Here is a 13,884-nt window from a genome sequence, read left to right on the forward strand (position 1 = left end):
ACATGGAAAAGACGTATCACGTGACGGTCGAACGTGGCTTCGCGACATTGCTCACCCGTTGTGCGTATTTCGCACTTGCCCATAACGTGGCGATTCGGCTCGATTCATTCCGACTCGAACCGACGCCGGAGGCACTTGTCGAGGCGCTAGCGCTTCCGATCGGCACACATACCGAATTACGATTGACCGTCAACGACGACAGCGCCGTGGATGAGTTCGAACGATTCCTCTCCACGTATCAACTTTGAAGGAGGCATTTTCATGGAATACGTAAAACTTGGCAATACGGGACTTGATGTCTCAAGGCTCTGTCTTGGCTGTATGGGCTTTGGCGACGCGAACCGATGGATTCACGACTGGGTACTCGATGAGGCGGCGACTCGCCCAATCATCAAACAAGCACTCGACCTCGGTATCAACTTTTTTGACACGGCAAACATCTACTCAAAAGGCACGAGCGAGGAATACGTCGGACGTGCGCTTCGGGATTATGCGAACCGGGACGAGATCGTACTCGCAACAAAAGTTCACGGTCGAATGCACGACGGTCCGAACGGTGGCGGCTTGTCGAGGAAGGCGATTCTGTCGGAAATCGACCATAGCTTGAAACGGCTCGGCACCGATTACGTCGATCTGTATATCATCCACCGTTGGGACTATGACACACCAATCGAAGAGACGATGGAGGCGCTCCATGACGTCGTAAAATCCGGGAAGGCCCGCTATATCGGTGCATCGGCGATGTACGCCTGGCAGTTCCAAAAAGCGCTCCACGTGGCGGAACGAAACAACTGGACCCGGTTCGTGTCGATGCAGAACCATTTGAACTTGATTTATCGCGAAGAAGAGCGTGAAATGTTGCCGCTTTGTCGGGAAGAGAAAATTGGGGTCACACCGTACAGTCCGCTCGCCTCGGGACGCCTGACCCGCGACCTATTGACCGTGACCCACCGCTCTGAGACGGACGTGATTCAACGTTCGAAGTATGACGCGACGATGGACGCCGATCGGCTCATCATCGAGCGGGTCGCCGCCATCGCTGAGACGCGGGGGATCACCCGAACCCAAGTCGCCCTCGCCTGGCTCCTTCAACAAGACACGATCACGTCTCCAATCATTGGCGCCACGAAGGCACGTCATTTGGACGAAGCCGTCGGTGCTTTGACTGTCACGCTGACGGCGGACGAGATTGCTTCACTCGAAGAACCGTACGTGCCGCATGCGGTCGTCGGTGCGATTTGATTTGCTGTTTCTACATGCACTTCTCACACTCCGGATTGTCTCGGACTGTTTTAGCAAATCTATTTCAGGACGTACAACATAAGTAGACGCGCTAGCCTCCCAGCTGAATGACTTCTCGATTGTGAATGAACCTCTCGTCTAGCAAACAAAAAAGGTCGTAACGAATGTTTGACCGTATGGGTGATGTTAGGAATTTTCTTACTCGTCGCTCCGCGCTCGACAAACCGCCGTACTAGAAATTATATACCGCAAGCACGCTAAGCCGGGGCTGACGCCTCGGTTTTTTCTTATGTATACTGGATGAAAACCCTTAAGGAGGACACATGGAGTATTCCGCAATAGAACTAACGGAAGCGAAACGACAAATCGATTCAATCCTCCACAAACTGAACGAGACGGTAAAAACGCTCGAAGCAAAAGACGAACCCGCCCGTTACAAGGCGCAACTGACGCTCGCCAAACGTCGCATTCAGGCGTTGACGATTGCCGTCGACTTGATTGAGACACAACTCCCTACCGACACATAACAAAAGCGGCCGATCATTCGGCCGCTTTTGTTTGCGCTTCGGCTTCTTCAGCCGCTTTCGCTTCCTCTTCTTCTTGTTCTAGCTCTTCGATCAATCGCTTCATCTCGGCAATTTCTCGTTCTTGCGCTTTGATGATCTCTTCTGATAACTGTTTCACGCGCGGGTCTTCGATCTCCGCTCGTTCGCTCGTCAAAATGGCAATCGAGTGGTGCGGGATCATCGCTCGCATCCAACTGACGTCATCGACCGTCGTCTGACTTCGGACGAGCCATAGTGAGAGTCCAAACACGAGTGCGCTCACCCCTAAGATGACAGCGTTCAGCTTCTTGTTCTTGTACATGCCCCACATGAACAGCAGCATGACGAACGCCATGACCGAGCCCATGATGAGCGCCATGTACAGACGCGTCTGACTGAAGAAGATGTGATCGAGTTGGAACACGTTCAAATACATGAGCCAATACATGAGGAACGTCGACACAAGAATCATCACTCCGAATTTCGCATAAGGTTTCATTGTTCTCTCCTGCCTTTCTATTTATTTGCTTCTACGTATTCCTTTGCCTATTCTTTTTTCGTTAAAACCTTATGGTCCATCTCGTCGAGCGAGCGTTCCTACCATTTCACTTCTTTTTCACAAACAGGGGCTATACTGTCAAAATGGACTTTGCCGACAAAGGAGACATCAAGACGTGTTAAAAAACCTGCAAGACCTGTTGACAGAGCTGAAACAGCTTGTGACATGGACGTATTTAGACAATCCTGCCGAAACGATGATTGAAGGCATTTCCTTCTCCTCCAAAGAAATTAAACAAAATTTTTTATTCATCTGTATATCAGGGTATCGACATGACGGCCATGACTACGTGAACGAGGCAATCCACAACGGGGCCGTCGCCATCATCGCCGAACGTCCGATTGAGGCCCGAGTACCTGTCATCTACTGTAAAGATACGAAACACGCTTTAGCTGAACTCGCCAGTGCGTTCTATGACCATCCATCGACGCAACTTCGTCTTCATGGCGTCACCGGGACGAACGGAAAAACGACGACGACCGCCCTGGCACATCAACTGTTCGACCGACTCGGCATATCCGCCGGCTTGATTGGCACACTCGGTATCACCTATGCCGGTCAGACGTTCGAGACACCGAACACGACACCCGATTCGCTAACCATCCACCGCCACCTCCACACCATGGTCGAGGCCGGCATGACGGATTGTCTGATCGAAGTCTCGTCACAAGCCATTGCGGAGGGACGTACCGCGAACTTGTCATTCAAGACGACCTCGTTTCTCAATCTGTCTCACGACCATTTGGACTACCACGGCACGATGGAGACGTATGCGTACACGAAAGCCCAATTGTTCGCGCAATTATCGGATGCGGGTTGTGGCATCGTCAATGGTGACGACCCGTATCACGGGCTTATGCGGTCCGTCGCACCACCTCACGCGAGGCAGTTCATGTTTAGTCGTTCTTCGTCTACAGCCGACTTATTCGGTCAGACAGAAGATGACCATTTTGCGATTCGTATGGACGGAAACACGACGTTGTCTGCACTCCCGTTCCAAGAAGACTATAACCTCGACAACACGTTATGTGCGATCAGTATCATTCTTCAAACCGGTGTTTCATTAAAAGAGATTGTCCCCCACCTCTCGAACTTGAGCTTGCCGAGCGGTCGACTCGAGAAAGTGACGGGCATCACGACACCAGTCTATATCGACTACGGGCACACCTCGGATGCCATAAAAAAAGTCGTGACGTCGCTAACGGCCCGTCACGCTCGCGTGCTCGTGTTGCTCAGTGCTGCCGGTGAGCGAGACCGGATGAAACGTCGGATGATGACCGACGTGGTCGCTGTTTCAGGCGCCGACTTCATCTTGACGGTCCATGACCCGCGCCATGAAGATCCCCAGCAAATCCTTGACGATTTAGCGGATGGACAGTCTACCGAACTCGCCCGTTTCGACGAGCGCGAAGAAGCCATCCGTTTCTTCTGTGAGCGGATGGTAGACTATGACTGTGGCGTCCTGTTCGGGAAAGGACATGACCGCGTCGAGCGCATCGAAGACGTCCTCGTGCCGTTCGACGAATCGGAGCTTGTCCGACAGTTCTTTACAAGGAGAACGTAGCACGACTCTCGAAATTGGTAGGAACGATGGACGAAAACAAAAGGGGGACAACAGATGAACATCTTGATTGTCGATGACGAAGTGAAAATGAGACGGCTCCTCCGCTTATTCCTCGAAGGGGACGGCTACACTTGCATCGAGGCCGCGGACGGACGAGAAGCCATGGAGCTACTTTCCGCACGTCCGGACTTGGTCATGTTAGATATCATGATGCCCGGTGTCGACGGGATCACGTTGTGTCGCCAAATCAAAGCGCTCGACGCCGAACTACCCGTCGTCTTATTGACGGCCCGCTCGGATAGCGAGACGACAATCCGTGGATTGGACGCCGGGGCTGACGACTATGTCACGAAACCGTTCGAAGGCAACGTGTTGTTGGCCCGGATTCGTGCGGTGTTACGTCGGAGCCGCGTCACGAATGTGAATTATGGACAATTACGCTATGAAGAAGCGAGCGGACGCATCCTGTATCAAGAGCAAGAAGTCGTCATGACGCCAAAAGCGACGGCCATCTTAAAGTTGTTTCTGCAACATCCGAACCGGTTGTACAACCGGATGGATTTATATGACTTGGTGTGGCCTTATTCGTCCGAATCGGACCCGCGCACGGTCGACGCCCATATCCGTATGATCCGTGACAAACTCGGCGAGGCCGGCTTCCCAATTGACGACTATTTGAAGACGGTGTGGGGCCGCGGGTATCGCTGGAGCGAGGAGCGGGCGGACTCATGACGTTTCGACGCAACAGCCTCCCGTTCCGAATCAGCCTGATTTTTTTGTTGACGACATTGCTGATTGAAGGTGTCTTGTTCTTACTGCTTTACCACACGTTGCTCGGTGAGCGCGTCGTCGAAGAAATCGATCGCCTCGAGTCGCGGGCCGAGAGTCATGCGAACGTACTCTCGATGAGCTTTGATGCCGAGACGATCGGTCATGTCGCGACGATGGAAAGTGAGACCGATACGAAAGTCGCCATCACCGCTCCCGACCATTCGATTTTGCAGACGTCCAATCGCTTTCCCGACCCGCTCGCGACGCTCGTTCAAGATGAAGCGAGCCGAGAGGACATGAATGAAACGATCGTGCTCGAAAATGATTGGGAGAACGAACCGTATCTCGCGGTGCGGACCCCGATTGACGCCATGGAAGACGACACCCGCTTCGGATATGTGTATATGTTTCTCCCGACCGAGATCATTCACGAGATCAGCCATCGCCTCCAACTCCGATTTCTCTACATCACAGGGATCGCGCTCGTCATCACCGTTTTGACGTTCGTTTTGCTGAGCCGTTTGATTTCAAATCCGATCCAGCTGTTGCGCCGAGCCACCGAGAACGTACTGACGAATCCTGAAACGTTAACGCTTCCGACGACTCGAGAAGACGAGATCGGGGAACTTGCCCGCTCGATTGAAGCGATGTCGCTCGAACTCGTTCGTCTTCGTAAAGAGCGCAATCAATTTTTATCCGACCTCGCCCATGAGATCAAGACGCCGCTCACGTATCTGCAAGGCTATGCCGAGATCGCGTCAAAACCACAAACACCAGGACCGTTAAAAGAACAGTCGATTCAAACGATTCTTGAGGAGAGCCAAGCGCTGACGGAACTCGTCGAAAATGCATTCCAACTCGCCCAGTTGGATGAGAACACGTTCACGTTGCATCGCGAAACCGTGCCTGCAGGTGAGTTATGCGAAGACTTACGCAGAGTGCTCGATACGATGTTCCGGGTGACGCCGATCGCCTTCAAAACTCAGACCGATTGCGGCGCAACAGACGTCATCCTTCAGTTGGACCGAAGTCGAATCTTACAAGTGTTCCGTTCCATCGCCCACAATGCGATTGAACACAGCGAGGCACGCCACGTCCGATTTGATATGCAGCTTGCGGATGAGTCGCTTCATTTCACCATTCAAGATGACGGGAAAGGCATCCCACAAGAGGACCTGCCTTACATCTTCGATCGTCTGTATCGGGTCGAAAAATCACGTTCCCGTCGGACAGGAGGCAGTGGCCTCGGACTCGCCATCGCCCATCAAATCATTCGTCTGCATGACGGCACGTTGACCGTCGCCTCCGACCAATCTGGGACGACGTTTACCATCACGCTTCCACTCCACTAAAAATGGCCGGCCCCTGACTCAGGCGCCGACCATTTTTTCAGTTCACCTTCCCCGCTTTCAACAGTTGCGTCCATCCCTCGTCTTCGAAGACGTACACACTGTTGTCCGACGTCGCCAGCAACAATCGTTCCGCTTCCATCACGAGTTCAATCGGGACGTTGTCAGCGCTCATCGACGGCAAGTCGACGGACGTCTCCGTCTCGTCGGTCAAATCCGAGACCACAAGATCGAACGAGGTACCTGTTTTAGCGATATACGCCAGTCGTCCTTTTGCCGCGGTCATGGTGACGATATTCCCTTGATCATTGAACGGTTCGAACGTATCTCCCCCGTCGTCTGAAACGAGGATGCCATCCGGTCCATAGACGAAGACACGTTTCGCTTCGCTCGCATCGGCCGTGATACCGGCGATGCCACGACCTTCGATCCCGTCCATCTTCATCGACTCAAACGAGACACCGCCGTCGAGCGAACGATAAAAACCTGGCGCGAGCTCTTTTGTCGCTTGTTCTAAATACACGTAAAGGCTCTCGGATTCGAAGCCCGCACTCATATAGTGAAAATCGGCCTCGCCCTCTAGCGAACGAATTTCGAGCGTCTCGCCTTTCTCGGTTCCACGGACGACGCCGAGCGGATTCTTATACGGCGAATCCTGCGCCGGGTGACCGCTCGCGTAAAAGCCGTCCGCGACGAGCTCAAAGCCCATATAGTCATGCCGGTTCGACGACAACTCGTACCAGCCGTCTTCCCTGAATTCCATCAGTCCCGTATGCGTCGCGATGACCGGGCGTCCGTCTTGCCAAAAACCGGCACCGTGAATATGGGAAACGGCGGTGCCTGCTGCTGTCGCTTCCCAGCGATCTGTCGTCTGTTCGGTTGTCGATTTCTCTTTCTCAACAACCGGTGCAGTGGTCTGATTCTCTGTCGGATCCGCACCGCACGAGGCAAGTAATACGGTCGTCACGAACATCGGTACGAATAGCTTTCGTTTCATTCTAGTTCCCTCCATTTTTAGCATCCTACTCATTATAGAGACTAAAAATGAAAGAATTGTTAAAGCTTGAGCGTCCGGGCATTGAGCGCGACGATGACCGTACTGAGGCTCATGAGCACGGCACCGACGGCCGGGGACAAGAGAATGCCGAGCGGTGCCAGCACACCCGCTGCGAGCGGAATGGCGACGATGTTGTAGCCGGCGGCCCACCAGAGATTTTGAATCATCTTGTTGTACGTGTTGCGAGACAAGTCGAGAATCGATAGCACGTCTTTCGGGTTGCTCCGGACGAGGACGATATCAGCCGTCTCGATGGCGACGTCGGTGCCGCTCCCGATGGCAATGCCGACGTCCGCTTGGGCCAAAGCCGGTGCATCATTGATGCCGTCCCCGACCATCGCCACTTTGCTGCCATCGGCTTGGACGGTTTGGACTTGCCGTGATTTATCATCCGGTAGCACTTCTGCGTACACTTCATCGATGTGAAGTTGCGACGCGACCCAAGCAGCCACTTTTCGATTATCTCCGGTGAGCATGATCGAGCGCACACCGCGCTCTCTCAACGCTCGGACCGTCTCTTTCGCTTCATCGCGAACCATGTCCGCCAAGGCGATCATGCCGACCAACTCTCCGTCGCGAAGCGCGAAGACGACGGTCTTGCCGGCGGCGGACAACTGATCGAACGCCGCTTCATCGATCGAGAGCTCGTGCTCGCGAATAAAACGAGGACTGACGACTTGAACGTGTGCCCCATTCACGCGACCTTCTAGACCGACGCCGGTGATGGAGTCGAAATCGACGACCTCAGGTAACGTCAAACCTCGCTCTTCCGCTTCGCGAAGAATCCCTCGTGCGAGCGGATGTTGCGACGCCGTCTCGACGGCGGCAGCCAGACGCAACACTTCATCGTTCGTATACGAGGATGCGGCTTCAATGTCCGTCACCCCGAAATCGCCTTGCGTCAGCGTGCCCGTCTTATCGAAGATGACCGCATCGAGATGACGTGCCTCTTCGAACTGGGTCCGGTTTCGAATCAATAGCCCTCGCTTCGCGGAAAGTGCCGTCGAGACCGCCACGACGAGCGGAGATGCGAGACCGAGCGCGTGCGGACACGAGATGACCATGACGGTGACCATTCGCTCGATGGCCATACTGACCGGGTAACCGAGAGCGAGCCAAATGACGAACGTCAGCACACCCGCCCCGACGGCGATATAGAACAACAGCTTGGCGGCCCGATTGGCCAAATTTTGCGTTTTCGATTTGGATTCCTGCGCTTCTTTGACCAAGTCGATGACTTTCGACAAGTATGTGCTCTCCCCCGTGCTCGTCGTTGCGATCGTCATACTGCCCTCCTGGTTGATCGACCCGGCGATGACGACATCTCCCGTTTCTTTCTCGACAGGCATCGATTCACCCGTTAGCATCGACTCATCGACCGTCGTCCGTCCTTTCAGCAACTCCCCGTCGACAGGGATCTGCTCGCCCGGCTTGACGAGAATCAAATCCCCCGCAGCGAGCGCCGAGACGGGAACGTCTTCGATGTCACTCCCGTTGATGCGGTGCGCCACACTCGGCAAGAGTCGAACGAGCTGTTGCAACGCGTTCGAGGCGCCCATGATGGAACGCATCTCAATCCAATGCCCGAGCAACATGATCACAATCAACGTCGCCAACTCCCAAAAGAAATCATGCCCCTGTCCATACCCGAACACGATGGCGACACTATAGAAGTACGCGACGCTGATGGCAAGTCCAATCAGCATCATCATCCCGGGATTTCGTTGACGCAGCTCATCGATGCTCCCTTTCAAAAACGGCCAGCCCCCGTAGACGTACACGATCGTCGCCAACACGAATAGCGTCTCCTTCTCATAAGGAAACGTAAGTTCGAACCCGGCCCACTCTTGAATCATATCCGACAAGATGAGAATCGGGATCGTCAGTCCTAACGAGACGAAGAATCGACGCTTATACTCTTCAATCATCCCTTCATGTCCGCCGGCGTGCGAGTCATGCGCTTCTCCGTGTTCATGATGAGATGACGCGTGGTGTGAATGTTCCACGTTGACCACCTCCTATGTATACCATATACCCCTATGAAGTATATAAAAACTAAATTTCCCGTTTAACAAAAATTTCATAAGTTGTTGGTATAACTAAATAGGCTCTCGCTTTAACTAGAAAGGATGATGCCTTATGAACCGCGTCATGAAATGGATTATCGGGATGGGTATCGTAAGTATCGTGATTGGACTGCTCCTCCTGTTGTTCACGTTCGCTCCTGGAGGCTGGATGATGGGAAACGGATCATTCATGGGAGATCGGGACAATGGCGGCATGATGCACGGCAATGGTGGGATGGGACGTGGGAACACGATTGACCTCATCACCTCCGACGAACCAGCTCAACCGCTTCCGATTCCGAAACGGCTACAACCTGACCGCGTCACAGACGAGGCGCTTTATTATACGGTCCGCACTGAACGTGGCGAGCATCGCTTCTTCGACGAAGGCGTCAACACCGAGACGCTTGGTTATAACGGGACTTTACTCGGCCCGATGATTGAGTTGCCGGCTGGGAAGACCGTGTATATCGACACAATCAATCAGCTCGCCGAGCCGACCTCTTTCCATTGGCACGGTCTCGTCATCCCTGGAGAAGAAGACGGCGGACCGCACCACCTGATTGGCCCCGGTGAGCAAAAACAAGTTCGTCTCGAGATTGACCAAGAACCGGGCACGCTTTGGTTCCATCCGCATCCGATGGGCGCAACGGCCGAACAAGTATACCTTGGTCTGGCCGGACTCTTGTACGTAACGGACCAAGCGGAGAACGGGTTGCCAAACGAGTACGGTGTCGATGACATTCCGCTCATCGTCCAAGACCGTCTCTTCACAGACGACGGACAACTCGATTACGATCGCCAGATGAACGTCGATGGGACGGTCGGCGATACGTTGATTGTGAACGGTGCCATCAATACGACGTTCGACGTGACCACGAACACGTTACGCGTCCGTCTCGTTAACGGCTCTAACGCTCGGAACATCGACTTCTCATTATCGAACGGATCGTCATTCACTCAAATCGCGACGGACGGCGGGTTGCTCGACAAACCCGTACCACTCAAAACGTTGACGCTCACACCTAGCGAACGTGCCGAGATATTAATCGACTTCTCAGACTTGTCGCTCGGAGACGATCTCGCTCTTCAAGCGGATGGGATTCCGTTCACGACGTTCACGGTGCGTGACGAGGTCGATCAAGACGGCGAATGGAGCGATGCCTTTGACGGAACGTCTGCGTCTAACGAATCAAGCGTTGCCGACCGACGCCTCACGTTGTTCGGGATGGGCAACATGGTGTCGATTGACGGCAAACAATTCGACTCCGATCGAATCGACATCAATGTCCAACAAGGTTCGACCGAGATATGGGAAATTTATAATCGAGAAGACATGATGGGCGGGATGACCCACCCGTTCCACGTCCACGGCGTCCAATTCCGGATACTTGAACGGGACGGCCAACCCCCGCCTGACAACGAACGCGGTTGGAAAGATACGGTCGCTGTCGCACCGGGCGAAAAAGTAAAAATTGAAATGACGTTTCGGGAGACAGGGACGTTCATGTATCACTGCCACATCCTGGAACATGAAGAAAACGGGATGATGGGACAGTTGAAAGTAAACTAATCACACGTTAATTGGAGGGAATAGGAATGAAGATAAACAAAAAACTTGGAATGATGACGATGGCACTCTCACTGAGCGGTTTGCTCGTTGCTTGCGGCGAAGATGAAACGACGAACAATGACACGAACATGAATGACCAGATGGAAGAGACGATGGACGGAAACGACCATTCAGGAATGGATATGTCCGGGTCTGGTGACGTCCCCGAAGGCTTGAAGTCAGCGGAGAACCCGACGTTCGCGGTCGGTAACACGGCCATCATCACAGAAGCCCATATGCCAGGTATGGAAGGAGCCGAAGCGACGATTGTCGGTGCTTACGACACGGTCGTATACAGCATCTCGTATGATCCGACGCATGGGGGTGAACGTATCGAAGACCATAAATGGATTATCCATGAAGAAGTCAAAAACGCCACGACCGAACCATATGAGGTCGGCGATGAGATCGATGTCGAGGCTGAACATATGGAAGGAATGGGCGGCACGACGGCAACCGTCGATTCGGCTGAAAAGACGACCGTCTATATGGTCGACTTCACGTTAGAATCAGGTGAAGAAGTGACCAATCATAAATGGGTCACCGAGGAAGAACTGTCGGCACCATAATCGAAATATTCATCTGAACGTGATCACGCCTTCTCCGTAAGGGCAGACACGCTAAACCGGGGCGCATGCCTCGGTTTTTCTTATGTATAGAGGAAGCACTTCAAGGAAAGGACTGACAAAAGCGGCTGATTCTCATCGGTCTTTTTTATTTAGGCCAAACTAATTAAAATTACCCTGTTTTTCAAAAGCTAAACTATGAGAAATCGGAGTTTTTTTGAATATTAGGCATATATTCTTTTACCAACAAAACGTTGTATGTCTCAATTACGTTGGTATAACTCGACTTTTCCCACTACACTGTCGTTTTCATGACGATTATACTTTTTTGAAATATAAATGACATATTAGAATCTATTTTTTGATGGTAAAATTTTTTTGTAAGGTAATTATCATTGTTCTGTCGCATTGTTACATAATTGAAAGGATTTACCATACTATGAAAAAACAACTGATGACGATTACATTAGGCGCCCTTCTTGTTTCCGGCTTGACACTTCCCGCTTCGACACCGGTAGAGGCAGCTACATCGTATAAAGTCAAAGTCACGACGAATGTCCTGAACGTGCGGAGCGGCCCATCGACGTCTTACCAAAAAGTCGGCAGTGCCAAACTCGGCCAAACGTTCACCTATCTCGGCGCGACCGGTTCATGGACGAAAATCAATTATAACGGCAGTACAAAATACGTCTCGAGTACATATGTAAAAAAATATAGCAGCACATCACTCCAAACGGCGACAGCGGGCAAGCTCCTCATGCCGACAAAAGGTACGTTGACGCAAGGGTACGGCCCGGCGAGCGGAAAATATGGCTACACGTTCCATAATGGCATCGATTTGGCGGCCGCCAAAGGCACGACGGCTCAATCGGCAGCATACGGCCAAGTCATCGTCGCCCGGAACTACGGCGCCTACGGCAACCACGTCATGGTTTCACACACGATCAACGGTCAAGCCTATACGACCGTCTACGCCCACTTGGACCGCTTGAACGTCGTCAAAGGACAGAAGGTCGCCAAGGGTGGGAAAATCGGTACGGTCGGCAACACCGGCAACTCGTTCGGGAACCATCTCCACTTCGAGGTCCATAAAAACAAATACGTCTATAGCAGCTCAACGGCTGCCAATAGCGTCAACCCATACACGTTCTTCTAAGCCTGACGCCTTCCTCGCATCCTCGAGGGAGGCGTTTTTTCCTAGAATCGAGACCGAATCGTCCAAGTGTCCCGATCATGACCGGTTTTTAGCTAGGCCCATGGGTGGTATAGGGAATTAAGCCGGAATATCGTATAATGAATGGGAATGCTACGCACTTACTTACTTTCATAATATAACCTTTGATGGAAAGGAGGTTCTCTCATGAATCGAAAGTCATTTTATCCGGCACGGCGAAATCATGGACGGTCCGCGAGCAGTCGATCCGTCGTGACGAAGCGCGCCCGCTCCCCTCACGCCTTCCCGATCGCCTCGCTCGTCGAAGAGGTGCAGGACGCCGTCTGCTATATCGACTTCACACGGAACCATCTGTATTCGAATGAACAGCTCCGCGTCATCTGTCCATCGATGGAGACCCGTCGCTTTCCAAGCATGGACGATATGACCCGTTTCTTTTATGAGACGTTCGAGCGGAACGGGGCCGATATGACCGACGTGACGCTGTTTTGGGATGAGCTGTTGACGAACCGGTTCGGCTGTTGCCCGAGCATGGATGCGAAGTCGCTCCGCATCGGCGAGCGGACGATGCAAGTCATTTTGAACTTCACGCACACCCCGCGTGGCGTCTTCATCATGTGGCGGGACGTCACCGACGCCATTCGGTTCGAGGAGCAGAAGGATGCTTTCCTCGCCGAGCTGTCCCACGAGTTCCGCTCCCCGCTCACAGCCATCAACGGCTACGCCGAACTGCTCATGTACCAGCATAGCGACAACGACAAGACGCACGGGATGTTGACGCTCGTCAAACGGGAAGCCGAGCGGCTCGAGCGCCTCGTGGACAACTTCCTCGACTATCAGCGGGTGAACTATTCCGAAGAGCTGTTATCGATGTCGACGTTCGCCTTGCGACCGGTGCTCGAGGACGTCGTCGCCCACTACAAGGCGACTTCTCCCCAGCACGACGTCATCTTGTCAGCCGACGACGTGACGATCGAGGCCGACGAGGAAAAACTGTTGCAGTTGCTTCACAACTTGATTGGCAACGCCATTAAGTACTCTCCGGACGGCGGCACGGTCTATGTCGAGATGACGACCGAGGGCGACACGTACGTCCTGTCGGTACGGGACACGGGGATCGGCATCCCGAGCGACGCCATCCCGTACGTGTTCGACGAATACTACCGCGTCGACTCGGACGCCCACCGTCCGATCAAAGGGACCGGGCTCGGCCTCCGCATATGCAAACGGATCGCCGAGGCACACGGTTGGGGCATTCACGCCGACTCGGTGTACGGAGAAGGAACGACGTTCTCCATCTATCTGTATTCCCACAGCACAACGAGTACGACACTGCTCACGGAACAAGAGACAACCGACTAAAAAGGGTTTGGCCGAGG

13 protein-coding genes are annotated in these 13,884 nt (G+C 53.2%); 10 read left to right on the forward strand and 3 right to left on the reverse strand.

The window, feature by feature from the left end; translation table 11 throughout:
* Positions 1-2: 2 nt before the first annotated feature.
* The 3 genes from AC13H5_RS12745 (at position 3) to AC13H5_RS12755 (ending at position 1,769) form a co-directional block, all read left to right on the forward strand.
* Complete coding sequence (locus AC13H5_RS12745; protein ID WP_483545953.1) at positions 3-248, forward strand: hypothetical protein; 246 nt, start codon at positions 3-5, stop codon at positions 246-248.
* Between the two features lie 13 nt (positions 249-261).
* Positions 262-1,242 carry an aldo/keto reductase gene (locus AC13H5_RS12750; RefSeq protein WP_483545954.1) on the forward strand — a complete coding sequence of 327 codons (981 nt, stop codon included), beginning with the start codon at positions 262-264 and terminating at the stop codon, positions 1,240-1,242.
* Positions 1,243-1,565: 323 nt separating this feature from the next.
* On the forward strand, positions 1,566-1,769 hold the full coding sequence (locus AC13H5_RS12755; protein WP_483545955.1) for a hypothetical protein: 204 nt from the start codon (positions 1,566-1,568) through the stop codon (positions 1,767-1,769).
* 13 nt (positions 1,770-1,782) lie between these two features.
* Here the strand turns inward: AC13H5_RS12755 and AC13H5_RS12760 are convergent, their stop codons facing one another.
* Positions 1,783-2,286: a DUF305 domain-containing protein gene (locus AC13H5_RS12760; RefSeq protein ID WP_052090174.1), complete on the reverse strand. Its 504-nt coding sequence runs from the start codon at positions 2,284-2,286 to the stop codon at positions 1,783-1,785.
* A 175-nt stretch (positions 2,287-2,461) separates the two neighbouring features.
* Between AC13H5_RS12760 and AC13H5_RS12765 the strand changes: the two genes are divergently transcribed.
* Genes AC13H5_RS12765 through AC13H5_RS12775 form a run of 3 tightly spaced genes read left to right on the forward strand, consistent with a single transcriptional unit; the run spans position 2,462 to position 6,033 of the window.
* Entirely contained in the window at positions 2,462-3,910 is a 1,449-nt protein-coding gene (locus AC13H5_RS12765) for a UDP-N-acetylmuramoyl-L-alanyl-D-glutamate--2,6-diaminopimelate ligase (RefSeq protein ID WP_483545956.1), read from the forward strand.
* 54 nt (positions 3,911-3,964) lie between these two features.
* A complete protein-coding gene (locus AC13H5_RS12770) occupies positions 3,965-4,642 on the forward strand; it encodes a response regulator transcription factor (RefSeq protein WP_483545957.1) in 678 nt (225 codons plus the stop codon).
* Positions 4,639-6,033 carry a sensor histidine kinase gene (locus AC13H5_RS12775; RefSeq protein ID WP_483545958.1) on the forward strand — a complete coding sequence of 465 codons (1,395 nt, stop codon included), beginning with the start codon at positions 4,639-4,641 and terminating at the stop codon, positions 6,031-6,033. Before AC13H5_RS12770 ends, AC13H5_RS12775 begins: the two co-directional genes overlap by 4 nt.
* Positions 6,034-6,070: 37 nt before the next feature.
* On the opposite strand, the gene AC13H5_RS12780 is transcribed toward AC13H5_RS12775, so the two are convergent.
* Both AC13H5_RS12780 and AC13H5_RS12785 read right to left on the reverse strand, forming a co-directional pair.
* Entirely contained in the window at positions 6,071-7,027 is a 957-nt protein-coding gene (locus AC13H5_RS12780; RefSeq protein ID WP_483545959.1) for a F510_1955 family glycosylhydrolase, read from the reverse strand.
* Between the two features lie 59 nt (positions 7,028-7,086).
* On the reverse strand, positions 7,087-8,943 hold the full coding sequence (locus AC13H5_RS12785; protein WP_483546561.1) for a heavy metal translocating P-type ATPase: 1,857 nt from the start codon (positions 8,941-8,943) through the stop codon (positions 7,087-7,089).
* A gap of 283 nt (positions 8,944-9,226) precedes the next feature.
* Here AC13H5_RS12785 and AC13H5_RS12790 point away from each other — a divergent pair, with 283 nt between their 5' ends.
* The 4 genes from AC13H5_RS12790 to AC13H5_RS12805 all read left to right on the forward strand — a co-directional run bounded on the left by AC13H5_RS12790 (position 9,227) and on the right by AC13H5_RS12805 (position 13,867).
* A complete protein-coding gene (locus AC13H5_RS12790; RefSeq protein WP_483545960.1) occupies positions 9,227-10,726 on the forward strand; it encodes a multicopper oxidase family protein in 1,500 nt (499 codons plus the stop codon).
* A gap of 26 nt (positions 10,727-10,752) precedes the next feature.
* A complete protein-coding gene (locus AC13H5_RS12795; protein ID WP_483545961.1) occupies positions 10,753-11,334 on the forward strand; it encodes a YdhK family protein in 582 nt (193 codons plus the stop codon).
* A gap of 436 nt (positions 11,335-11,770) precedes the next feature.
* On the forward strand, positions 11,771-12,487 hold the full coding sequence (locus tag AC13H5_RS12800; RefSeq protein WP_483545962.1) for a peptidoglycan DD-metalloendopeptidase family protein: 717 nt from the start codon (positions 11,771-11,773) through the stop codon (positions 12,485-12,487).
* A gap of 204 nt (positions 12,488-12,691) precedes the next feature.
* The gene (locus AC13H5_RS12805; protein WP_483545963.1) at positions 12,692-13,867 is read left to right on the forward strand and encodes a sensor histidine kinase; all 1,176 of its coding nucleotides are present in this window, start codon (positions 12,692-12,694) and stop codon (positions 13,865-13,867) included.
* Positions 13,868-13,884: the final 17 nt, after the last annotated feature.

This window comes from Exiguobacterium sp. FD-YE-25-4, from assembly GCF_057004685.1.